Here is a 22,513-nt window from a genome sequence, read left to right as displayed (position 1 = left end):
CCGTTGTTGGCCCGGTGGACCGAGAGGTTGTTGAGGGAGCTGGCGAGGTCGGGGAGGAAGGCGCCGGGGTTGGTGGCGGCGAGTTGGCGGTAGTGGTTGACGGCTTCGGTGATGGAGGCCAGTGCCGCGGTGTGGTCTCCGTTGTTGGCCTGGCGGTTGGAGAGGTTGTTGAGGGAGCTGGCGAGGTTGGGGAGGAAGGCGCCGGGGTTGGTGGCGGCGAGTTGGCGGTAGTGGTTGACGGCTTCGGTGACGGACGCCAATGCCGCGGTGTGGTCTCCGTTGTTGGCCCGGTGGACCGAGAGGTTGTTGAGGGAGCTGGCGAGGTCGGGGAGGAAGGCGCCGGGGTTGGTGGCGGCGAGTTGGCGGTAGTGGTCGATGGCTTCGGTGATGGAGGCCAGTGCCGCCGAGGGCTGTCCGACCTCGGCTTGATGGGCCGAGAGGTTGTTGAGGGAGCTGGCGAGGTCGGGGAGGAAGGCGCGGGGGTTGGCGGTGGCGAGCCGGCGGCGGATGTCGACGGCCTCGGTGACGGACGCCAGCGCGGTGGTGTGGTCCCCGACTCCGGCCTGCTGATTGGCCAGGTTGCCCAGCGCCATGGCGAGGTCGGGGAGGAAGACGGCGGGGTTGGTGGCGGCGAGTTGGCGGTAGTGGTCGATGGCTTCGGTGATGGACTCCAGCGCCGCCGCGTGGTCCCCGACGTTGGACTGGTGGTTGGAGAGGTTGTTGAGGGAGCTGGCGAGGTCGGGGAGGAACGCGGCGGGGTTGGCGGTGGCGAGTCGGCGGCGGATGTCGACGGCTTCGGTGATGGAGGCGAGTGCTCCGGTGCGGTCCCCGACTCCGGCCTGCCGGTTGGAGAGGTTGTTCAGGGTGGTGGCGAGGTCGGGGAGGAACGCGACGGGGTTGGCGGTGGCGAGTCGGCGGCGGATGTCGACGGCTTCGGTGATGGAGGCGAGTGCTCCGGTGCGGTCCCCGACCTCGGCCTGCTGGTTGGAGAGGTTGTTCAGGGATGAGGCGAGATCTTGGAGAGGGGCGTCGGTGAGTCGGCGGTGGATGCTGACCGCCTCCGTACCGGATTCGAGAGCCGCGTGGCGATCCCCCAACGCGGCCTGGTAGTTGGACAGGTTGTTGAGGGAGCTGGCGAGGTCGGCGAGGAAGAGACGGGGGTTGGCGGCGGAGAGTCGGCGGAGGTGGGATACGGCCTCGGTGCCGGTGGCCAGCGCCGCAGCACGGTCCCCCGTGTGGGCCAGGTACGTCGAGAGGTTGTTGAGGGAGGTGGCGAGGTCGGGGAGGAAGACATCGGGGTTGGCGGCGGCGAGTTGGCGGCGGATGTTGATGGCCTCGGTGGCGGTGGCGAGTGCCGCGGCGTGGTCTCCGACGTCGGACTGGTGGACGGCGAGGTTACTGAGAGTGGTGGCGAGGCCGGGGAGCAGGACGGGGTTGGTGGCGCTGAGTCGGCGGCGGATGTTGATGGCCTCGGTGGCCGTGGCGAGTGCCGCGGCGTGGTCTCCCAGGCTGGCCTGGTGGCTGGCGAGGTTGTTGAGGGAGGTGGCGAGGTCGGGGAGGAAGACATCGGGGTTGGCGGCGGCGAGTCGGCGGCGGATGTCGATGGCCTCGGTGGCGGTGGCGAGTGCCGCGGCGTGCTGCCCCAGCTCGGCCTGGTGGCCGGAGAGGTTGTTGAGGGCGGCGGAGAGATCCGGGAGGAAGGTGTCCGGGTCGGTGGCGGCGAGCCGGCGGTAGTGCGCGGTGGCTTCGACGATGAGGCCGAGCCCCGCCGCGTGGTCGCCCGCGTCGGACAGGTGGACGGCAAGGGTGCCGAGCCCTTTGGTGAGATAGACCAGGAGCGAGGGGTCCGTGTCGGCGAGTCTGCGTAGGAGCGCGACGCCCTCGGCGGCCGAGGAGACCGCGCCGGACAGGTCGCCGGTGTCGGACTGCTGACGTGCCACGCGGAGCAACCGGACGGCGCGTTCGGCCTCCCGTCCGCCTCCCGCGCTCGACAGCTCGGCCAGGCACCGCAGCTCGGCACGGAGTGCGAGGCCCGGCAGTCCGAGGGCCGAGTCCGGGATCCTGTCGGCCAGTTCGTTCAGCCAGGATGGTGCTCGGGGCGCATCGACGAGTTGCTCGAGCGCTTCGAGCGCTGCACCGCGCTGGGCGAAGGCGACGACCAGGACGGGTAGCCACCGCTCCTCTCCGTCCCCGATCCACTCGGCGACCATCTCCGCGGCGGCTTCCTCATCCGCCGCCGCGGCCCGGTTGAACTGCCGCAGCGCCTCGGTCACCTGCTGCTGGTCGAGCCCGTCCAGCACCGCCGCCAGCATTCCCTCCTCGGCCTTCAGCGTGCGGAGGGCCAAGTGGTCGGCGATCGGGTCGGGGCGGAGGATGAGGGGCTCGCCGGGGGCCGGTTGGAGGCAGGCGGTGAGGGTGGCGCGGATCTGGTCGCGCCAACGGGCGTCGTCCGCCAGCTCCTCGACGGTGCGCAGTGCGGCGGTGATGTCCTTGCGGCCGACGGGCGTGCGCACGGTGAGGGCGGTGACGGCGCGGTCGAGGACGTCGAGCGGGGCGTCGCCCGGGGTACCGGTGGTGCGGCGGTAGACCTCGGTCCAGTAGCGGTGCTCGTGCCGGAGCACCTCCTCGTACAGCTCGGCGCGGGTGGCGGGGAGCCGGTCGCTGTCGGGGCTGCGGGCGGCGAGGAAGGCGAGCAGTAGGCGGTCGAGCGTGGTCCAGTCCCGCGGAGTGGTCCCGGCGGCCGCCTCCAGGTCGGCCTGTCGGTCGTCGAGCCGGAAGGCGTCGGCCGCCCGCCGGACGAGCGCCTCACCGTCGGGGTGCTCGGGCGGCAGCTGCATCGGGGGGCGTTCCCGGCAGAGCTGGCCATCGGTGGTCCACGCGTTGCGCAGGTCGTCGAGCCACTGGCCGTCCGTGGAACGGGCCGTCATCACGACGACGGCCGGGGTGCCGCCGCGCTCGACGCGTCGGCGCAGCACCCGCAGCAGGTCGCGGGCCTCCTGTGGCCGGGCGTCGGCGTAGTCGAGCACGATCAGCGTGGGCGAGGTGACGGTGCCCAGCCACGCCAGCCCCGGGGTGTCCTTGCGCAGGTAGCCCGCGTACCAGCCGTGCCGCTCGGCGAGCCGTTCGGCCAGTTCGAGGGCGAGCCGGGTCTTGCCCGCGCCGCCGACACCGTGCACGACGGCGACGCCGGTGTGGCGGCCCTCGGCGACCGACCGGCACCAGGTGGTCAGCACGGTCAGTTCGGCGCGGGCCTGGAACGGCACCACCTCGTGCTCCGGCCGCAGCAGTTGCAGCGGCCGGTGGAGTTCCGGGTCGAGCGGCAGGTACGGCGGCCGCAGCGGGTCGTCGGCCGGATGGTCGGACGGGACGTGGGAGTCCCGGGCGCGCCACAACCGCCCCACGTCCACCGCCACACGCCACGTCCACCCGGCTGCGTACCGCGCGCCGGCCCGGGCGGCGTCGGCGAAGGCCGCGCCCGTGCCGATGATCGGCGAGGTGGGCAGGGCGTGGGCGACGCCGACCGGGTCGAGCAGCAGCAGGGGGCGGGCCGGGCCGTCCACCTCCTCCTGGACGAGCTCCTCCCAGTCCGCCGGCCGCGCCTCCCACAGGTCGGCGTCCGGCGGGCCCGGCTCGTCGGGGTCGGGGTCGCCGATCCGGACGCCGAGCAGGGCGTGGGCGGCGCCGACGGCCCCGGGCGGGTCGACGATCAGGACGAACGGCCGCAGCCCCGCGTGCAGGCAGGCGCCGGCCAGGGTGAGCGCGAGGTCGAGGCAGGTGGCGTGCCGGGGGCTCCACAGCACCTCGGCCGGTTCGCGGACCACCTGCCGCGCGGGGTCGTCGCTCGGTGCCTCGTACGCGTAGGTGATGCCGGCGGCCGCCAGCGCCTCGTACACGGCGCGGGCCTGGTCCAGGAGGCTGCCGCCGGCCGGGCCGGGGAGGCGGACCAGGGCGGCGACCTCGTCGGGGCGGACGTACTTCGCGAGCGCCGCGGGCTCGCCCTCCTGGTTCCAGCGCGGCCAGCCGCTCACGGGCCCACCGCCGCGAAGGCGTCGCCCGCGGTGAGGTCGCCGACGCCGGGGACGGCGCGCACCGTCACCTTGACGTCGTACAGGCCCGGTTCCTGCCCGGGCAGGTCGACGCGGTGGCAGCCCTCCGCCGCGTCCCACTCAAGCCGCACCTCGGCGGTGCGGCGGCCCGGCTCCTCGGCCTGCCGCACCGCCGCCCACACGGACAGCCCCTCCACGCCCCCCACACCCTCCGCGCCCTCCCCCGGGACGGTGTCGCCGCGCAGCCGTACCCGCAGCGGCACCGCCGCCCCGGCCGGGTGCAGTTCGTCCAGGTCGAGTCCCAGCGAGGTCTTCCGTTGCTCGCCCTGGACGGCGCCGAGCGGGGCCCGCCGCTCGTACGCCTCGACGAGGCCCGGGATCCAGGCCGCAGAGGCGATCGGGCCGTGCCGGTCGCGGGCGCGCCAGCCGGAGGGGTCGTCGGCGCTCAGCTCCAGCGGGACGGCGGAGAAGGCGGGCACGGTGCCGTCGCCGTGGTCGTGCTCCCAGCCGTCCAGGTGCAGCCAGCTCGGCGGGGTCTTGTGCAGGGTGAGCCGGTGGCCGTCCCAGTGCGCGGAGGACGGGGTGTCGTGGCTCCAGCCGAGGCGCGGGACGACCGCCGGCGCGTCGGGGCCGCGCGGAATGCTCCGCCAGCCGGCCTCGATCTCCCGGTGGAGCTCCCAGCCGGCCTCGGCCGCCGCGCCGAGCCCCGGCAGGGCCAGCTCGCGCGGGTGGCGGGCGGCACCGGTGGTGCCGTCCCAGACGGCGGGGTACCGGGGGAGCAGGTCGGCGACGCCCGGCCAGCTCCGCAGCAACTCGCTGACGCGTCCCAGCCGGACGCCGGCCACCCGGACGCCGTTGGCCAGCACGTCCAGCGCCTTGGGCGCGCCCCGGTGCGGCGTGCCCAGGGTGATCAGGGCGCGGCAGAGCGGCCAGCCCTCCAGCGGGCCGAGCCAGTAGCGGGCGACCAGTCCGCCCATCGAGTGCGCCACGACGGTGACCCGGCCGGCCCGTTCGGCCTCGGTGTAGTCCTGGAGCCGCTCGTGGACGTCGGCGGCGAGCCGTTCGGCGGCGTGGGCGACGCCGAGGCGGAAGTCGTAGGGGAGGACGACCACGTTGGCGGCCGGGTCGGGCCGGTCGGGGTGGCCCTCGTCGAGCCGGACGCCGGGCAGCGCGCGCAGGCCGTCGAGCAGCCGCTCGTAGCCGGGGACGACCGTCCAGCCGGGCAGCAGCCGGCGGGAGCGGATCACGCCGGTCGGGCGGAGCGGCTCGTCGGGGGCGAGCCGGCCGGGCCTGGTGAGCAGGCCGGCGATGTCGCCGAAACCCGCGTCCCAGACGACCTCGCCGGGCCGCCCGCCCGACCCCGGCCGCTCCAGCACGCTGCCGCCGATCCCGGGCAGCACGTACACCAGATGTCTGCGCGCCACTTCGTCTCCGCTCAACGGGCGCCGGAGGCCCAACCCCCCTGGCTGGCCCGGCGCTTGCGTCGCCCATGATCCTGCCCGCGGGGTTCGGCGCCCATTGTTTCGGCCGTGTGGTGGCCAAGTTGAGACACGGGCGGCCGGCGGTCGGCGCTCTTGATCGGTGCTGGTCGCGGGCGGATAATCGCGCGTATGACCGCCTCCGCCGCTGCCACCGGACACCTCGTGCGACGCCTGCACGTGGATCTCGCGCGGGTGTGGACGGCCGCCTGTCACGGGTGAGCGGCTCACCCCCCTTCCCCCAGGCGGCTCTTCCCGGTACGGAGTGTGTTGTTCATGGCCCTGACGTTCCACTGGTTCCTGCCCACCAACGGCGACAGCCGGCACGTCGTCGGCGGCGGGCACGGCTCGACGCCCGGCGCGGCCGGCGGCGACCGGCCGCCGTCCCTCGGGTACCTGGGGCAGATCGCCCGCAGCGCCGAGCAGTTGGGGTTCGAGGGGGCGCTGACGCCGACCGGGGCGTGGTGCGAGGACGCCTGGCTGACGACGGCGATGCTCACCCAGGTGACCGAGCGGCTCAAGTACCTGGTGGCGTTCCGGCCCGGGCAGATCGCGCCGACGCTGGCCGCGCAGATGGCGGCGACCTACCAGCGGCACGCCGGCGGGCGGCTGCTGCTCAACGTGGTGACCGGCGGCGAGTCGGCGGAGCAGCGCGCGTACGGGGACTTCCTGGACAAGGACGCGCGCTACGCCCGCACCGGGGAGTTCCTGTCGGTCGTGCGGCGGCTCTGGGCGGGCGAGACGGTGGACCACGACGGTCCCCATCTGCGGGTCGAGCGGGCGGAGTTGACCCGGCTGCCGGAGCCGGCGCCGGCGGTGTACTTCGGCGGGTCGTCCCCGGCGGCGGGCGAGGTCGCCGCCCGGTACGCGGACGTGTACCTCACCTGGGGCGAGCCGCCCGCGCAGGTGCGGGAGAAGATCACCTGGATCCGTGAACTCGCCGCGCGGGAGGGGCGGGTGGTGCGGTTCGGGATCCGGCTGCACGTGATCACCCGGGACACCTCGGCACAGGCGTGGGCGGAGACCGAGCGGCTGCTGGCGGCGATGGATCCGCAGCGGGTCCGGGAGACCCAGCGGGCGCTGGCCCGCAGCGAGTCGGTGGGCCAGCGCCGGATGCTCGCGCTGCACGGAGGCTCGGCGGAGCGGCTGGAGGTGTACCCCGGGCTCTGGGCGGGTGTCGGCCTGCTGCGCGGCGGGGCCGGGACGGCGCTGGTGGGCAGCCACCGGGAGGTGGCCGACCTCGTCACCGAGTACCACGAGCTGGGGATCGACGAGTTCGTGCTCAGCGGGATGCCGCACCTGGAGGAGGCGTACTGGTTCGGCGAGGGCGTGCTGCCGGTGCTGGCCGCCCGCGGCCTCTGGCGCCGACCGGAAGGCTAGACCGGGGCCTGCGGCGTCGGCAGGCCCCGGATCCGGTGCTACTGCTCGCCCAGGATCATCCACTTCTCGGGCTTCTCCACGGCCTGGAAGCCCACCTTCGCGTAGACGCCGTGGGCGTCGGCGGTGGCGAGCAGGACGCGGCGCAGGCCCTGGTCGGCGAGCCGGTCGCGGACGCCGGCGGCCAGCGCGGTGCCCAGGCCCCGGCCGCGGGCGGCGGGGGCGATGTAGACGTCGCACAGCCAGGCGAAGGTGGCGTGGTCGGTGACCACCCGCGCGTAGCCGACCTGTTCGCCCGAAGCCTGCTCGTAGAGGCCGAAGTTGAGCGATCCGGCGATCGCCCGGTCCTGCTTCTCGCGGCTGCGGCCGAGCGCCCAGTAGGCGTCCTGGGACAGCCACCGGTGGATCAGCGCGACGTCGAGGCGCGCGGGGTCGGTGGAGATCTCGTAGCCGTCGGGCAGTCCGGTGTCACTGGTCATGGCCGGATCCAAGCAGGGATCCGGCCGCCGGACCAGCGGTTTTGCCTCAGCGGACGGGGACGGCGTTCTCCGGCAGGTTGTGCCAGTTGGTGACGACCGGCCGGTCGACGTTGGTCGGGCCGATCGGCAGGCTGACCGGGTCGGGGTCCGGGCTGCCGATGCCCACGATGACGTCGCTGAACTCGACGGCCTGGTTGTCCTTGGTGGTCTTCGTCATCACGCCCGCGTAGGCGGTGTCCGCGCCGCTGAGCCTGATCGGCTGGCTGACGCCCTTCTCGGCCTTGGCGGCCTCGATGCCGCGCGAGCCGAAGGCGATGACCGGGGGCCGGGGCGGCAGCGTGCAGGTGACGCCGGGCCTGGCCTTGGCGGCGATCAGGATGTAGCCGCCGGCCTGGGACTCCGCCTTGGCGGTCAGCACGAGGTCCTTGGCGCCGCAGGTGCCCGCCGGTGCGGCGGCGGGGGCGGAGCCGGTGGAACCGGTGGAACCGGTGGAGGGCGTGGCGGCGGGCTTGGTGGCGGTGGCGGCGGTGGCGGCGGTGGCGGCGGGGTCGGTCGGCTTCGCGGCGGTGGCCGAGGGCGTCGCGGCGGAGGGCGCGGTGGTCGCCGCCGGGCTCGACGCGGGGGCCGCGGTGTCGCTGTTCTCCGGCCCGCACGCGGTGGCGGTGACGGCGAGCGCCACGACGGCGACGGCGGTGAGAGCGAGACGGCGCGAGCGCATGCGGGTTCCCCCTGGGGCGTGACCGCCGGTGTCGTTCACCGGCGCAACCCGACCGTACGACGGGATCGTTCACGGCCCGGTGCGGGAAATATCCCGATCCTGTCGCAGACCGCCGCGCCGGAACGGGATGGTCAACGCCCCCGCCGCGCGGGACGATCCCCCCATGACCGCACTCCCACTCCTCCTCCTCGACGTCGACGGCCCGCTGAACCCGTACGCCGCCGTGCCGCAGGAACAGCCGCCCGGCTACCGGACCCACCACCTCCGGCCGGAGTTCTGGCTGACCCGCTTCCCCGGCCGCGCCGACGAAGCGGTCGAGCCGCTCCGGCTCTGGCTCAACCCCGAGCACGGTCCGGAACTGCTGGGCCTGCCCTTCGAGTTGGTCTGGGCGACGACCTGGCAGGAGGACGCCAACACCTGGATCGCCCCGCTCCTCGGCCTGCCCGAACTCCCCTACGTCCGCTGGCCGCGGATGCACCAGGACGAACCCGACGGCCTGCACTGGAAGACCCGGGTGCTGGTTGACTGGGCGGCCGGGCGGCCGTTCGTCTGGGTGGACGACGAGCTGGGGCCGCAGGACACCGAGTGGATAGCGGAGAACCACCCCGGACCGGCGGCCACCTTCCGGATCGACCCCAGGATCGGGCTGCGGACCGAGGACTTCGCCACCCTGCGGGCCTGGGCTCAGGCGGAGTTGGGGATCGAAGGGTGAAGGTCGGTACGGTCGGGCGGCTGCGGCGCCACCCCGTGAAGTCGATGCTCGGCGAGGAGCTCCGCGAGGCGTCCGTGACGGAGCGCGGCATCCGCGGCGACCGCGCGTACGCGCTGCTGGACGCCGACACCGGGCGGGTGGTGAGCGCCAAGCACCCGCGGCTGTGGGCGGGCGTGCTCGGCTTCAGCGCCGCGACGGCGCCCGGCGGCGGGGTGGTGATCACCGGCCCGGACGGCGCCGCCGTCGACGAGGACGGGCTGTCGGAGCGGCTCGGGCGCAGGGTCCGGCTGGTCGCCGAGCCGCCGCCGGGCGCGAGCATCGAGCGGTCCGTCCCGGAGGAGGTCCTGGCGCACGGCCCGGGCGCCGAGGTCGGGTTCACCGTCAACGGGCTGGGGCGCGGCGCGCCGCCCGGCACCTTCTTCGACTTCGCCCCGCTCCATCTGCTCACCACGGCCGCCCTCGCCGCGACGGACGGCGCCGCCGCCGAGCGCTACCGTCCGAACGTGCTGGTCCGGACGCCCGACGGGGTCGCCGGCTTCGTCGAGAACGGCTGGGTGGAGGGCGAGTTGGCGATCGGGGCGGAGCTGCGCCTGCACGTCGTCACCGCGACCCCGCGCTGCGCCGTCCCCACCCTCGCGCACGGTCCGCGGCTGCCGCGCTCGGCGGCGGCGCTGCGCACGCTCGCGGAGCGCAACCGGCTCGTCCCGCTGCCGGGCCTGCCCGCGCTGCCCTGCGCCGGCGTGTACGCCCGGGTGCTGAGGGCGGGCCGGGTGGCGCTCGGCGATCCGGTGGTGCTGCGCTCCTGACGGGACGCGGGGAACCGGATGCCGACCCGCGGAGTCCCATGGCCACCAGAACGGGACTCCGAGGAGGCGACCGGGATGAGCGGGGAGCGGGAGTACGGCGGCGGGGGGCAGGGGCAGGAGCAGGGGCAGGAGCAGGGGCAGGAGCGGCCGGACGGCCGGTGGGCCTGGGCGGCCCGCTGGTCGGTGGTGGCGGCCGCCGGGGCGGCGCTGGCCGTGGTTCCGGCGATCTCCGGGGCCGACGGCGGCCGGCCGGCCCCCGTCACGGTCAGGGGCGCGGCGTCGGCGCCGATGACGGCGCCGGTGACGGCCACGGCGGTGGCGACGGCGGACACCGCCGCCCTGCCGCCGCCGCACCGCGAGGTGGCGCCCGGCACCGTCCCGGCGGACCCCGGCCCGGCCGCCGCCGTGGGCGTGCCCTACGCGCTCGACTGGAACACCAGGTGCGAGACCGGCCATCTGCGCTTCGCCGGGCGCTCGTGGCGGACCGAGCGGCGGCCCGTCCTGCCGCCCGGCCTCCCCGGTGTGTGGGGCGTCGGCTGGGCGCCGCCCGTCCTGCCCGGCTGGGCGACCCTCACCGCCGCCGACCGGCTCCGCTTCGACGCCCCCGGCTACCTCGCCGACCCGGTGCTGCTCGAACCGGCCGCGGAGCCGGGGATCTGCGAGTAGCCGAGGGCGCCGCCGGAGCGCGTCAGCCGTCGAGCGCCTCCGCCAGGGCGGCCAGGAAGCGGTCCGTGGTGGCCTCGTCCCGGACGGCCACGCGCAGCCAGTCCGGACCGAGGCCGGGGAAGGTGTCGCCTCGGCGGACGGCGAAGCCGAGGGTGCGCAGCCGGGCGCGGACGGCGTCGGCGCCGGGGAGTTCGAGCAGTACGAAGGAGGCGGCGGGCTCGCCGTGCACCCGGACGGCCGGGAACGCGGCCAGGCCCTTCACCAGGTGCTCGCGCCTGACGGCGAGTTCGTACGCGGCCTGGTCCGCCTCGGCGAGCGCGGCCGGAGCGGAGCAGGCCTCGGCGGCGACCAGCGCCGGGGTGGAGACCGGCCAGAGCGGCTGGGCCGCGGCCAGGGCGGCTATCAGCGGTGCCGGGCCGAGCACGTAGCCGATCCGCAGGCCGGCCAGCCCCCAGGTCTTGGTGAGGCTGCGCAGGACGACCACCCGGCCCGGCAGGTCCCTGGCCGAGGCCAGCGACTCGCGCTCGCCGGGCACGGTGTCCATGAACGCCTCGTCGATCACCAGGGTGCGGCCGGGTCGGGTCAGGGCGGCGACGGCGGCGGCCGGGTGGAGGACGGAGGTGGGGTTGGTGGGGTTGCCGAGCACCACCAGGTCGGCCTCCTCCGGGACGGCTCCCGCGGTCAGCCGGAAGCCCTCCCCGGGGGCGAGCAGGACCCGCCGCACCGGGTGCCCGGCGTCCCGCAGTGCTGCCTCGGGCTCGGTGAACTGTGGGTGCACCACGACTATGTGACGGGGCGTCAGGGCGCGGGCCAGCAGGACGAAGGCCTCGGCGGCGCCCGAGGTCAGCAGCACCTCGTCCACCGGCCGGCCGTGCCGCTCGGCGACCGCGGCCCGGGCGGCGGCGCCGTCGGGGTAGGCGGCGAGGCCGGCGAGGCTGGCGGCGAGGCGTTCGCGCAGCCACGCCGGGGGCGTGCCGGTGCGGACGTTGACGGCGAGGTCGACCAGGCCGGCGCCGTCGGCGCGCACCTCGGCGTCCCCGTGGTGGCGCAGATCGGGCTCGGCGGCGGCCTGCTGGGCGGGGGAGTGGGGGGTCACGGCTGCTCTCCTGGGGTGTGCCGGGGTGCTGGACGGCCTGGGGCGCGGGCCACGGCCACCGTCGCGGCCGCCGACTTCCGCTTGGGGACGACGAGCTCGGCGGGTCCGCCGCCGGCCCCCGCCAGCGCCGCCGCCTCGGCCACGCCGGCCGTGCCGACCGCGTCGCCGACGACGCCGGACGGATTCGGCACCGGGGCGGCGGCCAGCGTCCCGGCCGGGTACTCGGCCACCGGGACGCCGAGCGCCGCCGCGGCGGCGCGGACGGCGGGGTGGCCGCCCTTGCCGGCGAGGGTGGCGAGGGCGCCGACGTCGCCGGGCGGCAGTCCGGCCGCGGCGAGCGTCCGCCGGATCAGGTCCAGCAGCTCCGCCTCCGTCGCCGAGCCGCGCACGCCCACCCCGACGACGAGCCGCCCGCGGCCGGGCGGGGCCGGGGCGCCCCCGACGTCACCCGAACCGCCCAGCGCGCCGGAACCGATGTACCGCGAACCGTTCCCGTCCGGACCCCTCACGCCGTGCTCACGCCCTGCCCACGTCCCATTTCTCCACGTCACCCGCCCGACATCTGTCCGAGGGCCGCGCGCCGACCGGCCCCGGCCGGGCCGCCCGGAGCGGCCGAAACCCGCCACCGTCCACCGGCCGGAATGCCCAGGTCAGGCGGGTGCCGGGCACCGAGGGCCGCCGAAATCCCACCACGGCCGTGACGGACGGGTCAATCGCGACGGCTGTGACGTGCGCCCGGGGGCGATCCTCGGCCAGCGATCGCTGTTCGCCTTTTCGTCATGTGGCCGCCGGGGTCCGCGCCACCGCGCCGCTCCTATTGTTTGCGGCGCTCCGAAACCGCCGGTCCCCCGATCGGCGGTCCTCTCCCATCCGGCAGTTCCCCCGCGGCCGGGCCGCCTCCCCGACCCGACCGCCCCCGACACGGAGGACACCATGCCCGAAACCCCGGAGACTGTTGACATGAGCGCCACGAACCCCGTCGCCGGGGGCGCCGCCCCGCGCCGCCCCCGCCGCCGCACCCTGACCGCCTCCGCCGCCGGCCTCACCCTGGTCGCCGGCTCGCTCGGCCTCTGGGCCGCCACCGGCACCACCGCGCAGGCGGCCGGCCTGCCGACCCCGGACCACGTGGTCGTCGTCGTCATGGAGAACCACGCCTACACCCAGGTGATCGGCAGCTCCAGCGCGCCGTACATCAACAACACCCTGAAGGCCGGCGGCGCCAACCTCACCCAGTCGTTCGGGCTCACCCACCCCAGCGAGCCCAACTACTACCAGCTGTTCTCCGGCTCCAACCAGGGCCGCACCGACGACAGCTGCGTGCCGGTCGGCTCGATCAACCAGCCGAACCTCGCCTCCGAGCTGATCGCCGCCGGCAAGACCTGGGCCAGCTACAACGAGGGCCTGCCGAGCCAGGGTTCGACCACCTGTTCCAGCGGCAAGTACGCCCAGAAGCACAACCCGTGGTTCGGCTTCGGCAACGTGCCGACCAACACCGCGTTCACCATGACGCAGTTCCCGACCAACTTCGCGAACCTGCCGAAGGTCTCCTTCGTCGTCCCGGACCTGTGCAACGACATGCACGACTGCTCGGTCTCCACCGGCGACACCTGGATCCAGAACAAGCTCGGCGCCTACGCCGCCTGGGCCAAGAACAACAACAGCATCCTCGTCGTGACCTTCGACGAGGACAACAGGCTCTCCGGCAACCGGATCCCCACCGTCTTCTACGGCGCCCACGTCACCCCGGGCGCCACCACCGCCACCACCTACAACCACTACAACGTGCTGCGCACGCTGGAGGACCTCGCGGGCCTGACCACCCACGCGGGCAACGCCGCCTCCGCCGCCACCATCACCGGCATCTGGAACTGACGCCCGTGTACGTCGCGGACTCCCGCAGCTCCAAGGCCCCCGTCGCCCCGGCCACCCGGCCGGGGCGGCGGGAGGCCGCCGACGGCGCCACCGGCCGGGCGGCGCGGGCCGCCGTCCCCGGCACCGTGGTGGTCCTGGGCGTGGTCAGCCTGGTCACCGACGTCTCCTCGGAGATGGTCAGCGCCGTCCTGCCGCTCTACCTGCTCACCGGCCTCGGCCTGTCCCCGCTCGGCTTCGGCCTGCTCGACGGCATCCAGAACGGCTTCAGCGCCGTCGTCCGGCTGGCCGGCGGCCACCTCGCCGACCGGCGCGGGCGCGACGGCGCGCCCCGGCACAAGGCCGTCGCCGCCGTCGGCTACGGCCTGTCGGCGCTCTGCAAACCGCTGCTGCTGCTGGCCCACACCGTGCCGCTGATCGGCGCCGTGCTCGCCGCCGACCGCACCGGCAAGGGCCTGCGCACCGCCCCGCGCGACGCGATGATCTCACTCGCCACCGAACCCGCCCACCGGGGAAGGGCGTTCGGCGTGCACCGGGCGATGGACACGGCCGGCGCGCTGCTCGGACCGCTCACCGCCTTCCTGGTGCTGCGGATGGCCGGCGGCCCGCTGCTCGCCGACGGCGGCCAACAGCAGGGCTACCACGCGGTGTTCGCGGTCAGCGCCTGCGTCGCGGTGCTCGGCGTGCTCGTCCTGCTGCTCTTCGTACCGAACCGCCTGGAGGCCGACGAGCCGTCGACGTCGCACCCCCGGCTCAGGGACGGGCTCGCGCTGCTGCGCATCCCCGGGCTGCGCCGGCTCACCGTGTGCGCCGTGCTGCTCGGTCTCACCACCGTCAGCGACTCCTTCCTCTACCTGCTCGTGCAGCGCCGGCTCGGCCTCGCCACCGAGTACTTCCCGCTGCTCCCGCTCGGCACCGCCGGGGCCTTCCTGCTGCTGGCCGTCCCGCTCGGCGCGCTCGCCGACCGGATCGGCCGCCGCCGGCTGTTCCTGGCCGGCCACGGCGTCCTGCTGCTCGCCTACGGGCTGCTGCTCTCCCCGCTCGACGGGCTGCCGGTGGTGGTCTGCGTGCTGCTGCTGCACGGCGCCTTCTACGCCTCCACCGACGGCGTGCTCGCCGCCGCCGCGGCCGACACCGTCCCCGCCGCACAGCGCGGCGCCGGGCTCGCGCTGGTCGGCACCGGACAGGCGCTCGCCCGGTTCGCCTGCTCGCTGGCGTTCGGCGCGCTGTGGAGCGCCGTGGGCGGCACCACCGCGCTGACCTGGTCGGCGCTGGCGCTGGCCGGCTGCGTCACCGGGGCGGCGCTCGTGCTGCGCGAGCCCGACCCCGCCGCCACCCCCTCCGACCCCGAGGTGCCCAAGTGACCACCGCCCCCCTCCGCAACCGCACCCGGGTGCTGATCCTGCTGGTCGCCGTCCTCCTGCTCGGCGGGGTCGGCACCGGCGCCGTCCTGTGGGCCGCCGACCGCTCCGCCGAACGCGACCGCGTCCAGGCCGGCGGCCCCGTCGTCACCCCCGGCGAGGTCGCCCTCAAGGCGCCCGCCTCCCGGCAGCTGCTCTTCCGCAACATGGCCTGGGGCCCGCACCGCGACGAGATCGTCACCGTCCCCGCCGACCGCCCCGACGGCCCGCGCACCTCCTCCGGCGTCCAGTGCCTGCGCTTCTACGCCGCCGCCGGCACCGGCATCTGCCTGCGGGCCGACCGCGGCGCCCTCCAGGACACCTACCGGGCCGTCGTCCTCGACGACCACCTGCGCGAACTGCGCTCCTTCCCGGCCGCCGGCATCCCCACCCGCTCCCGGGTCTCGCCCTCCGGCCACCTCGCCGCCTGGACCGTCTTCGTCAGCGGCGACTCCTACGCGGGCACCGACTTCTCCACCCGCACCTCGATCGTCGACGTCCGGGACTGGAACCTCCGGGAGAACCTGGAGGAGTTCGACGTGATCAAGGACGGCCGGCCGTACCGCTCGCCCGACGTCAACATCTGGGGCGTGACCTTCGTCGACGACAACGCCTTCTACGCCACCGCCGCCACCGGCGGCCAGACCTACCTGGTCCGCGGCGACCTCGGCGCCCGCACCCTCACCACGCTCCACCAGAACGTCGAGTGCCCCTCGCTCTCCCCGGACGGCACCCGGGTCGCCTACAAGAAGCGGATGCCCGGCGCCTCCGAGGACGCCCCCTGGCGGCTGTACGTCCTGGACCTCGCCACCATGGCCGAGACCGCCACCGCCGAACAGCGCAGCATCGACGACCAGGCCGTCTGGTCCGACGACCACACCCTGCTGTACGCCATGCCCGGCGACTTCGGGGCCGACCTGTGGACCGTCCCCGCCGACGGCACCGGCTCCGTCCAGCGGCTTCTCGAAGCGGCGGTCGCCCCGGCGTACCTCGGCTGACGGGGACCGTTCCGGGCCGGGTGGTTCCGTGCGGAACTCGGAGCGTAGGGTCCACGTCGAGCACTAAGAGTGGTCGCGCCGCGCCAGGCCGCCACAGGACGACCGACCGACCGGGGGAGCAGGAACAGTGAGGCAACGAGGGCCCGATCGCGGGCTGTCGCCGGAACGCGTGCCCAGCGACTCGTGGCCGGCGCTGCACGGCAGACCCGTGCTGCGCCGCACCGTCGCGATCGGGCTGGTGGTCTTCGTGTCGGTGCTGGCCGCGCTGGCCGTCCGGGGCGTCAACGCCCTCACCGTCGGCCGCGGCGCGATCGAGACCGACCGCGACCGCGCCGAACTGCTGGCCGGCCTCCACCCCTCCCAGCACCCGGGCGCGGGCCGCTACTACGTCCCGGTCGGCGCCGTCTACACGCACACCCCGGACGGTCGGCCCGTCGCCTACCTGCACTACCGGCTGGCCGGCGGGCGCGAGGTCGGCGTCGGCGACTTCCTGCGCACCTACGACCTGGCCGCCCCCGGCGCCCTCGCCCCGGTGCCCTCCGACCTCGCCGAGGCACTCGGCGGCGACGAGCCGGCCCAGGCGCACGAGGTCGGCGCCCCCGGCCTGTTCGCCGCCCCGTCGCCCAGCCCGGCGGTCGCCACGTCCACTACCGGGCCCGCCACCGCACCCGCCACCGGGCCCGCCGTCGAAACCCCCACGGCGACCCCCACGGCGACCCCCTCCGCCCTCCCGGAGGACACCCCCGCGGCGGAGGAGCCCGAGCCGACCGCCTCGGAACCCGCCGAACACCTCTCCCCGGCCTCCGACGCCACCCCCACCCCCGAGGACACCCCCTCACCCGCCCCGGCCCCGACCCCCACCGCCGACCCCAGCCCCACCCCCGTCCTCCCCGCCACCCCCGCCCGCGCCCGTCGTATCTATGTCGCCCCCGACCCCGTCGGCCTCCCCGGCGCCGCCGACATCTACGTCCGCGCCACCGGCTGACGGGATGGAGCACGCGCCCACGGCGGCGAACGCCAAGAGGCCGCAGTCGAGTGTCGGCGCCTTCGAGGCCATCGCCCGAACCGCGACGAGGCACGGTGTCACGCCGGAGTCCATCTGATCGACCGCGGCAGTGACACCGTCACCGGCCACAGCGAGCCGGTCAGGGGTCGCTACCGCGAGATCCGGAGGTGCGGCTACGGGGAACGGGCGGAACTGCCCGGTCCGGACGTCACCCTGGACACCGAGGCGCTCAAGAACTACAGCCGCTGAGCCAACCCGGGGGCGGGGGTTGTCGGTTGGGCGTGCTGTACTCCCGGCATGACGCTTCATGACGATGGCCCGGCCGTTCGTTCCGAGGAGTGGGACGCCGCTCTGCGGCAGGCCTTCGGAGAGGTGCTCGGCCGACCGCTCGCCGAGTACGACGGGACGGCGCGCTACGGCGCCTTCTACAGTGGCAACTTCCTCGCCGAGAGTGAGTTGGAGCGGGACCCGGTGTGGGTCGGGCGGGCCGCGCTCGCGGGGGAGGAGACGGTCGGCACCGGGCACCTGCTGCTCGCCCCGCCCGGCGATCTCGACGAGACGGAACTGGTCTTCGACGCGAGCCGTTCGCTGTTCCACGTCGAACTGCGGGGGCTGTCCGGGGAACTCGCCCCCTTCGCCGCGGATCTCGCCGCGGCCCTGGAGGAGGCCGAGTGGGACGGGGCCCTGCCGGGGGCGGACCTCGGCCGGGCCGCCGAGCGGCACGGCGTCGACCTCGCGTCGCCCGAGCTGCCCGGGGACCTGTGGACGCTCTGGCAGGCCCGGCTGGCGGCCGGCGGCGAGACCCTGCTCGACGCCCTGCTCGCCGCCACCGGTCTGAGCACCGTCACCGCGCCCGAGTCGATGCCGGCCGGCGTCGGCGAAGCCGGGGAGGAGCTGGACGGCGAGGCCCACGACCGGGTCGCCGGCATCGCCGACCCGGCGCTGCGGGACTTCCTGGTGGCCTTCTGCGACCAGGAGTCGCACGACCTCGCCTTCGTCCCGGTGGGCCCGGCCGAGGAGGAGGACGGCGCAGAGGAGGCGGAGGAGGAGGCGGATGAGGACGAGTACGCGTACGACGTGTCGGAGGGCGGCACCGTGGTCGTCCGCTGGGACGGAGCGGTCGACCAGTACGAGATCGTCGTCCGCCGCCTGGAGGACTGAGGCTCCGGACCCCGGGCCCTCCCGCGCGGGAGGGCCCGGCCGTCACCGGATAGGGTCGCTGCGCGGGCCGATGTGCGGTGCGCGCGTGGACCCGAAGGAGCTGACGTGGGCGAGGCCGTCTCCCCCGAGACCGGTGCCGACACCGTGGACCCCCGCCGGGGTGCGGCGCTCGCGGCACGCTGGTGGAAGTGGGCGCTGTCCGCCCCGATGGAGCGCAGCCCGGTCGCCGACACCACCGGCGAGTTCGCCGGCTGGCGGCAGCCCTCCGACGTCTGGTTCCTCGCCGGCACCTACGGCGGCCGGGTCGTGCGCCGCTGCCCGATCGCCGCCGGGAAGCCGGTCTTCTTCCCGGTCTTCAACACCCAGCGGATCGCCCTCGGCCTCTCCTCCGCACCGTGGCGCGTCGAGGCCTCCGCCGCCGAGGCGACCCTCAACGGCGTCCCGCTGAAGGTGCACGAGTTCGCCTCCAAGCGCTTCCTGGCCACCGGCATCCCGCGCGTCGCCTGGGGCCTGTGGTGCGCGCTCGACCCGCTGGCCCCAGGCCAGTACGTGCTCTCCATCAAGGCCGACGCCGGCGGCTTCCTCGTCGACACCACCTACCACCTGGACGCCGTCGAGTTCTGACCCGCGACACCTGCGACACCCGCGGCAACCCGACACCCGCGACACCCCCGCTCAGAGCGCCGCCAGCAGCCCTCGCAGCGGCGCCGGCTCCCTCCCCGCCTCCAACACCCCCACCAGCAGGTGCCCGTAGCGGATCTTCCGTCCCTTCTTCGTCCCCAGGAACCGCCGCAACTGCCGCTCCGCCACCCCGCCCTGGTGCGCGGGCTGGCGCACGAAGATCTGCCAGGCGGGCAGGTCGCCCTCGGCCTCGACGATCTCCTCCACCCTCGCCACGCCCAGCGCGCGGATCAGCTCCTCCTCCAGGTCCGACACGCACACGAAGAAGCCCTCGCCCGGCGCGCCCGCCCGCTCCAACCCGCGCTCGTAGAAGCCCTGTTCGTTCTCGTCGCAGAGCCCGGCCAGCCGCAGCCCCAGCCCCGGAGGCCCGAGCAGGCCCGCGTAGCGGGCGACGTTCATCGCCCCGCCCATCGAGACGACGCACACCCCCTCGGCGCCGAGGTCCCGCCCCTCGCGCGCGGCCAGCGTCTCGACGGCCGCGAGGTCGCTCGGACCCTCCACCAGCACCGCCGTCCGCACACCCAACCGCCCGGCCGCCTCACCCGCCGGCCCGCCGAGGCCGCCGGCCGCCCACGCGGCGACCGCGTCCCGGAACGCCTCCATGTCCACCATGGGGGCGATTCTGCCCCCGCCCGGGCCCCCGGGGCCCGGCATTTTCCACTATGGGAGGCCCCGGTGGGCGGCCGGCTCCGGGTAGAGCGCCTCCACGTCGACCGGGCGCGGGGGCGGGGTCCTCGTCATGACGAGGACCCCGAGGCGTGACCAGGGGCGGCGGGTCGGCGGGCGGCTCCGCCCGGGGCATCGGCGACCGGCGGCGAGGCGTCGCGCGCCCGGCGGGAGGGGCCGGAGAGCTCCCTGGCCTCCCGTCAGCGGCGGCTGAGGTAGGTGAGGACGGCGAGGACGCGGCGGTGGCCGCTGTCGGCGGGGGAGAGGCCGAGCTTGGCGAAGATGTGGCCGATGTGCTTGTGGACGGCGTTCTCGGTGATGACGAGGCGGGCCGCGAGCGTCGCGTTGTCCTGGCCCTGCGCCATCAGGGCCAGGACCTCGCGTTCGCGCGGGGTGAGGGCGGCGATCGGGTCGTGGGCGGGGCGGGTGAGGAGCTGGCCGATCACCTCGGGGTCCATGACGGTGCCGCCGGCGGCGACCCGCCGCAGCGCGTCGACGAACTCGCTCACCCGGCTCACCCGGTCCTTGAGCAGGTAGCCGACGCCCCCGCGGCCGTCGGAGACCAGCTCGCCGGCGTACTGCTGCTCGACGTACTGGGAGAGGACGAGCACGGGCAGGCCGGGGTGCCGGCGGCGGGCGTGGATGGCGGCGTGGATGCCCTCGTCGCGGAAGGCCGGCGGCAGCCGGACGTCGACGATGGTGACGTCCGGGCGGTGTTCGGCCACGGCGGCGGCGAAGCCGGGGGCGTCCCCGGTGACGGCGGCGACGTGGAAGCCGGCGGCGGTGAGCAGGAGTTCCAGCCCGCCGGCCAGCAGGACGTTGTCCTCGGCGATCACGACCCGCACGGCAGGCTCACGGTGATCGTGGTCGGGCCGCCACCGGGGCTGTGGAGGTGGACGGTGCCGTCGAGCGCCAGCACGCGGTGGCGGATTCCGGCGAGCCCGGTACCCCGGGTCTCGTCGGCGCCGCCGACCCCGTCGTCGGTGACCCCGATCGACAGTCGGTCGCCCTCGCGGGCCACCCGGACGGTGGTCGGGGGGCCCCGGCTGTGCTTGGCGGCGTTGGCGAGCGCCTCGGCGACGGTGAAGTAGGCCACCGTCTCGACGGCGGCGGGGATCGTGTCGAGGGTGTCGGTGCCGAGGGCGTCGAGGTCGAGGGTGGTGGCGATCGTCGACCGGGCCCCCAGCGCGGTCAGCGCCCCGGCGAGGCCGCGGTCGGCGAGGATCGGCGGGTAGATCGTCCGGATCACCGCGCGCAGTTCCGTCATGGCCTCCTCGGTGCCCTCGTGGGCCTCCGCCAGGAGCCGGGCCAGCAGCACCGGGTCCCTGTCCTGCACCTCGCGGGCCAGGCCCAGCCGCAGGGCGATGGCCACCAGCCGGGCCTGGGTGCCGTCGTGCAGGTCGCGTTCGATCCGGCGGAGCTCCAGTCCGTGGGCGTTCACGGCTCCGGCCCGGGTCTCGGTCAGCGTCGCCACCCGCCGCGCCAGCCGCTCGGCGGCCGAGGGGGACAGCAGCGCCACACAGGTCCGGGCGTGCAGGTGCGCCAGCAGGGGGACCAACCGGGCGGTCAGGGCGGCGAAGACGAGGAACTGCGCGGTCCCCAGGGTCAGCGCCGTGCCCCACCCGGTCAGCGGGACCCCGGGACCGAAGCCGCCCGCGCGGGTGCCGGCGGGCAGCGCCCACCACAGCGGCACCGTGACGGCGGTGGTCACCGCGTTGCCCGCGCACACCACCGCGACCAGCCCGAACGCCGGAGCGCTCAGCGCGGAGGCGCAGAGCCAGCCGAGCACCCGCCACGCGCCGACCCGGACGGGACCGGGGTCCGGCGAGCGCAGCAGCCGCTCGGCGCGGCGGCGGTGCCGGGACGCCCAGGCGTGCGCCGTCCTCGGCGCGACGACGAGCACGGGCAGCGCGAGCAGGGTGGCCGGGGCGGTCGCCAGGCCTCCCAGGAGATAGCCCAGAGCGCGCCACACCCCCGCCGGGCGTTCGGCCTGATGGTGGTTCACCCGGGCAAGTCTGGGCCATCGCGAACGGGCCCGGCACTACAGCCCGCCACCCTCTTCTCCCACCCGCGGGCGGTAGCGCGCGCGCCCCTCGGCCGGGCCTACCGTCGTCGCCCATGACGATCCGATCCCTCACGCGGAGCCTGGCGCTGGCCGCCCTGGTGACCGCGACCCTCTCCACCACCGTGCCCGGCGCGACGGCCGCCGAGCGGCCGGCCGCGCGCCTCCAGCGCGACGCCGACGCGATCACCGCGCTCGGCGTGACGGGCGCGCAGGCCCGCCTGACCACCTCCGACGGCGGTGATGTGACCGCCACCAGCGGCGTCGCGGACCTGGCGGACCGCCGGCCGGTCCCGCCGGACGGCCACTTCCGGATCGCCAGCGTCACCAAGACCTTCGTGGCCACCGTGGTGCTGCAACTCGTCGGCGAGGGCAGGCTCGCGCTGGACGACTCCGTCGAGCGGTGGCTGCCCGGCGTGGTGTCCGGGAACGGCAACGACGGCGGCGCGATCACCCTCCGCCAGCTGCTCCAGCACACCGGCGGCCTCCACGACGACTACCCGGACTACACCTCGGCGGAGGACTTCCAACGGCGCCGGAACGACGCCTACACACCCGAGCAGACCGTCGCCCGCGCGATGGGCCACCGCCCGGACTCCGAGCCCGGTGAGCGCTGGCAGTACGGCAACACCGGCTACGTCCTGCTCGGCATGGTCATCGAGCGGGTCACGGGGCAGCCCTGGCACGCGGAGGTCGGGGACCGGATCGTCCGGCCGCTCGGCCTCGGCCACACCTTCCGGCCGGGGACGTCCCCCGAGCTGCCCCTGCCGCACGCCCGGACCTACCAGCGGTTCGGGCCCGGCGAGCCCTTGGTGGACGTCACCGAGCAGGTCGGTCCGGGTACCAACGGGGAGGCCGGTCTCGTCTCCACCACCGCCGACCTCGACCGGTTCTTCGCCGCCCTGCTCGGCGGCCGGCTCCTGCCGCCGGCACAGCTGGCGGAGATGCAGCGGACGGTCCGGGTCGGCCGGGAGTTCCGCAGGCTCATGCCGCGCGCCCGGGACGGCCTGGGCCTCTTCTCCCGCCCGCTCTCCTGCGGCGGGCGGTACTGGGGCCACGAGGGCGGGGACGCCGGCTGGGTCACCGCCTCCGCCGCCACCGCCGACGGCCGGCGCAGCGTGACGGTCTCCCTGTCGGGCGTCCTCGCCGCCTCGGAGGAGGACGTCCTGCACGTGGAGCAGGCCGTGAGCAGGCTCGTCGACGACGCCCTGTGCGGGTCCCCGGCGGGGCGCTCGTAGCGGGGTGTCGGAGTGGGGTGTCGGAGTGGGGAGTCGGACCCCCCCACGTACCCC

At 75.5% G+C, this 22,513-nt stretch carries 20 protein-coding genes; 11 read left to right on the top strand and 9 right to left on the bottom strand.

Going from position 1 to position 22,513, the window contains the following annotated elements:
- Both ACFVFS_RS09490 and ACFVFS_RS09485 read right to left on the bottom strand, forming a co-directional pair.
- Positions 1-4,028, bottom strand: a 4,028-nt coding sequence (locus ACFVFS_RS09490; protein WP_380621922.1) for a tetratricopeptide repeat protein, incomplete at its 3' end; no start/stop codon positions are given.
- Positions 4,025-5,470 carry an esterase/lipase family protein gene (locus tag ACFVFS_RS09485; RefSeq protein ID WP_380621920.1) on the bottom strand — a complete coding sequence of 482 codons (1,446 nt, stop codon included), beginning with the start codon at positions 5,468-5,470 and terminating at the stop codon, positions 4,025-4,027. The genes ACFVFS_RS09490 and ACFVFS_RS09485, both read right to left, overlap by 4 nt.
- Before the next feature lie 330 nt (positions 5,471-5,800).
- Here ACFVFS_RS09485 and ACFVFS_RS09480 point away from each other — a divergent pair, with 330 nt between their 5' ends.
- Positions 5,801-6,904: an LLM class flavin-dependent oxidoreductase gene (locus ACFVFS_RS09480; protein ID WP_380621918.1), complete on the top strand. Its 1,104-nt coding sequence runs from the start codon at positions 5,801-5,803 to the stop codon at positions 6,902-6,904.
- Between the two features lie 38 nt (positions 6,905-6,942).
- Here ACFVFS_RS09480 and ACFVFS_RS09475 read toward each other — a convergent pair whose 3' ends face one another.
- The gene (locus ACFVFS_RS09475) at positions 6,943-7,380 is read right to left on the bottom strand and encodes a GNAT family N-acetyltransferase (protein ID WP_380621916.1); all 438 of its coding nucleotides are present in this window, start codon (positions 7,378-7,380) and stop codon (positions 6,943-6,945) included.
- A 46-nt stretch (positions 7,381-7,426) separates the two neighbouring features.
- A complete protein-coding gene (locus ACFVFS_RS09470) occupies positions 7,427-8,098 on the bottom strand; it encodes a hypothetical protein (RefSeq protein ID WP_380621914.1) in 672 nt (223 codons plus the stop codon).
- A 163-nt stretch (positions 8,099-8,261) separates the two neighbouring features.
- Here ACFVFS_RS09470 and ACFVFS_RS09465 point away from each other — a divergent pair, with 163 nt between their 5' ends.
- The 3 genes from ACFVFS_RS09465 to ACFVFS_RS09455 all read left to right on the top strand — a co-directional run bounded on the left by ACFVFS_RS09465 (position 8,262) and on the right by ACFVFS_RS09455 (position 10,282).
- The gene (locus ACFVFS_RS09465; protein ID WP_380621912.1) at positions 8,262-8,810 is read left to right on the top strand and encodes a hypothetical protein; all 549 of its coding nucleotides are present in this window, start codon (positions 8,262-8,264) and stop codon (positions 8,808-8,810) included.
- On the top strand, positions 8,807-9,616 hold the full coding sequence (locus tag ACFVFS_RS09460; protein ID WP_380621910.1) for an MOSC N-terminal beta barrel domain-containing protein: 810 nt from the start codon (positions 8,807-8,809) through the stop codon (positions 9,614-9,616). Before ACFVFS_RS09465 ends, ACFVFS_RS09460 begins: the two co-directional genes overlap by 4 nt.
- A 75-nt stretch (positions 9,617-9,691) precedes the next feature.
- Positions 9,692-10,282 (top strand): hypothetical protein, encoded by a 591-nt coding sequence (locus ACFVFS_RS09455; RefSeq protein WP_380621908.1) that lies wholly within the window; start codon positions 9,692-9,694, stop codon positions 10,280-10,282.
- Between the two features lie 22 nt (positions 10,283-10,304).
- On the opposite strand, the gene cobC is transcribed toward ACFVFS_RS09455, so the two are convergent.
- Both cobC and ACFVFS_RS09445 read right to left on the bottom strand, forming a co-directional pair.
- Complete coding sequence (gene cobC / locus ACFVFS_RS09450; RefSeq protein WP_380621906.1) at positions 10,305-11,378, bottom strand: Rv2231c family pyridoxal phosphate-dependent protein CobC; 1,074 nt, start codon at positions 11,376-11,378, stop codon at positions 10,305-10,307.
- Positions 11,375-11,887, bottom strand: a complete 513-nt coding sequence (locus tag ACFVFS_RS09445) for a cobalamin biosynthesis protein (protein ID WP_380621904.1) — start codon at positions 11,885-11,887, stop codon at positions 11,375-11,377. Before ACFVFS_RS09445 ends, cobC begins: the two co-directional genes overlap by 4 nt.
- Positions 11,888-12,338: 451 nt before the next feature.
- On the opposite strand from ACFVFS_RS09445, the gene ACFVFS_RS09440 reads away from it, so the two are divergent.
- From ACFVFS_RS09440 to ACFVFS_RS09415, 6 genes are all read left to right on the top strand, one after another.
- The gene (locus tag ACFVFS_RS09440) at positions 12,339-13,250 is read left to right on the top strand and encodes an alkaline phosphatase family protein (RefSeq protein WP_380621902.1); all 912 of its coding nucleotides are present in this window, start codon (positions 12,339-12,341) and stop codon (positions 13,248-13,250) included.
- Between the two features lie 5 nt (positions 13,251-13,255).
- Positions 13,256-14,611, top strand: coding sequence for an MFS transporter (locus ACFVFS_RS09435; RefSeq protein WP_380621900.1), 1,356 nt, complete (start codon positions 13,256-13,258; stop codon positions 14,609-14,611).
- Positions 14,608-15,645 carry a TolB family protein gene (locus ACFVFS_RS09430; RefSeq protein ID WP_380621898.1) on the top strand — a complete coding sequence of 346 codons (1,038 nt, stop codon included), beginning with the start codon at positions 14,608-14,610 and terminating at the stop codon, positions 15,643-15,645. Before ACFVFS_RS09435 ends, ACFVFS_RS09430 begins: the two co-directional genes overlap by 4 nt.
- Positions 15,646-15,814: 169 nt before the next feature.
- The gene (locus ACFVFS_RS09425) at positions 15,815-16,630 is read left to right on the top strand and encodes a hypothetical protein (RefSeq protein WP_380621896.1); all 816 of its coding nucleotides are present in this window, start codon (positions 15,815-15,817) and stop codon (positions 16,628-16,630) included.
- Positions 16,631-16,948: 318 nt separating this feature from the next.
- Positions 16,949-17,812, top strand: a complete 864-nt coding sequence (locus ACFVFS_RS09420) for a hypothetical protein (protein ID WP_380621894.1) — start codon at positions 16,949-16,951, stop codon at positions 17,810-17,812.
- Positions 17,813-17,917: 105 nt separating this feature from the next.
- Positions 17,918-18,436 (top strand): hypothetical protein, encoded by a 519-nt coding sequence (locus tag ACFVFS_RS09415; protein WP_380621893.1) that lies wholly within the window; start codon positions 17,918-17,920, stop codon positions 18,434-18,436.
- 51 nt (positions 18,437-18,487) lie between these two features.
- Here ACFVFS_RS09415 and ACFVFS_RS09410 read toward each other — a convergent pair whose 3' ends face one another.
- The 3 genes from ACFVFS_RS09410 to ACFVFS_RS09400 all read right to left on the bottom strand — a co-directional run bounded on the left by ACFVFS_RS09410 (position 18,488) and on the right by ACFVFS_RS09400 (position 21,164).
- Entirely contained in the window at positions 18,488-19,105 is a 618-nt protein-coding gene (locus ACFVFS_RS09410) for a TOPRIM nucleotidyl transferase/hydrolase domain-containing protein (RefSeq protein ID WP_380621892.1), read from the bottom strand.
- Positions 19,106-19,359: 254 nt separating this feature from the next.
- The gene (locus tag ACFVFS_RS09405) at positions 19,360-20,004 is read right to left on the bottom strand and encodes a LuxR C-terminal-related transcriptional regulator (protein ID WP_380621890.1); all 645 of its coding nucleotides are present in this window, start codon (positions 20,002-20,004) and stop codon (positions 19,360-19,362) included.
- Entirely contained in the window at positions 19,992-21,164 is a 1,173-nt protein-coding gene (locus ACFVFS_RS09400) for a histidine kinase (protein ID WP_380621888.1), read from the bottom strand. Before ACFVFS_RS09400 ends, ACFVFS_RS09405 begins: the two co-directional genes overlap by 13 nt.
- 113 nt (positions 21,165-21,277) lie before the next feature.
- Between ACFVFS_RS09400 and ACFVFS_RS09395 the strand changes: the two genes are divergently transcribed.
- Positions 21,278-22,459 carry a serine hydrolase domain-containing protein gene (locus ACFVFS_RS09395; protein WP_380621886.1) on the top strand — a complete coding sequence of 394 codons (1,182 nt, stop codon included), beginning with the start codon at positions 21,278-21,280 and terminating at the stop codon, positions 22,457-22,459.
- The last annotated feature ends 54 nt before the right edge of the window (positions 22,460-22,513 follow it).

Source organism: Kitasatospora sp. NPDC057692 (assembly GCF_042799475.1).
In the GTDB taxonomy this organism is placed as follows: Bacteria; Actinomycetota; Actinomycetes; order Streptomycetales; family Streptomycetaceae; genus Kitasatospora.
This window is presented reverse-complemented; position numbering and strand designations above follow the sequence as displayed.

What these genes read in the sequence shown, in the direction of transcription:
- ACFVFS_RS09465 (WP_380621912.1), top strand. Translation starts at nt 8,262, where the DNA reads ATGACCGCACTCCCACTCCTCCTCCTCGACGTCGACGGCCCGCTGAAC.
- ACFVFS_RS09410 (WP_380621892.1), bottom strand. Translation starts at nt 19,105, where the DNA reads ATGGTGGACATGGAGGCGTTCCGGGACGCGGTCGCCGCGTGGGCGGCC.
- ACFVFS_RS09475 (WP_380621916.1), bottom strand. Translation starts at nt 7,380, where the DNA reads ATGACCAGTGACACCGGACTGCCCGACGGCTACGAGATCTCCACCGAC.
- ACFVFS_RS09480 (WP_380621918.1), top strand. Translation starts at nt 5,801, where the DNA reads ATGGCCCTGACGTTCCACTGGTTCCTGCCCACCAACGGCGACAGCCGG.
- ACFVFS_RS09455 (WP_380621908.1), top strand. Translation starts at nt 9,692, where the DNA reads ATGAGCGGGGAGCGGGAGTACGGCGGCGGGGGGCAGGGGCAGGAGCAG.
- ACFVFS_RS09470 (WP_380621914.1), bottom strand. Translation starts at nt 8,098, where the DNA reads ATGCGCTCGCGCCGTCTCGCTCTCACCGCCGTCGCCGTCGTGGCGCTC.
- ACFVFS_RS09440 (WP_380621902.1), top strand. Translation starts at nt 12,339, where the DNA reads ATGAGCGCCACGAACCCCGTCGCCGGGGGCGCCGCCCCGCGCCGCCCC.
- ACFVFS_RS09420 (WP_380621894.1), top strand. Translation starts at nt 16,949, where the DNA reads ATGACGCTTCATGACGATGGCCCGGCCGTTCGTTCCGAGGAGTGGGAC.
- ACFVFS_RS09395 (WP_380621886.1), top strand. Translation starts at nt 21,278, where the DNA reads ATGACGATCCGATCCCTCACGCGGAGCCTGGCGCTGGCCGCCCTGGTG.